Annotated in this window: 1 protein-coding gene; it reads right to left on the bottom strand. The window is 66.7% G+C overall.

What is annotated here, in order from left to right:
• Positions 1-210 (bottom strand): NAD(P)/FAD-dependent oxidoreductase (locus AB4Y42_RS44800; RefSeq protein WP_368697963.1); only part of this gene is annotated, 210 nt, incomplete at both ends.

Raw genomic sequence — 210 nt, 5'->3', positions numbered from 1 at the left:
CCATGTTGCCGGTGGCGACGCCCTTGACCGACCCGTCGTCGTTGTAGAGCACTTCGGCAGCGGGGAAGCCCGGGAAGATTTCGCCGCCCAGCGCCTCGGCCTGCTGGCCCAGCCAGCGCGTGACGTTGGCGAGGCTGATGACGTAGTTGCCGTGGTTCTTGAAGTTGTCGGGCAGCGCCCAGTTCGGCACAGCCTTAGCCCCCGTTTCGG

Source organism: Paraburkholderia sp. EG286B, assembly GCF_040965655.1.
Taxonomy (GTDB): domain Bacteria; phylum Pseudomonadota; class Gammaproteobacteria; order Burkholderiales; family Burkholderiaceae; genus Paraburkholderia.
This window is presented reverse-complemented; position numbering and strand designations above follow the sequence as displayed.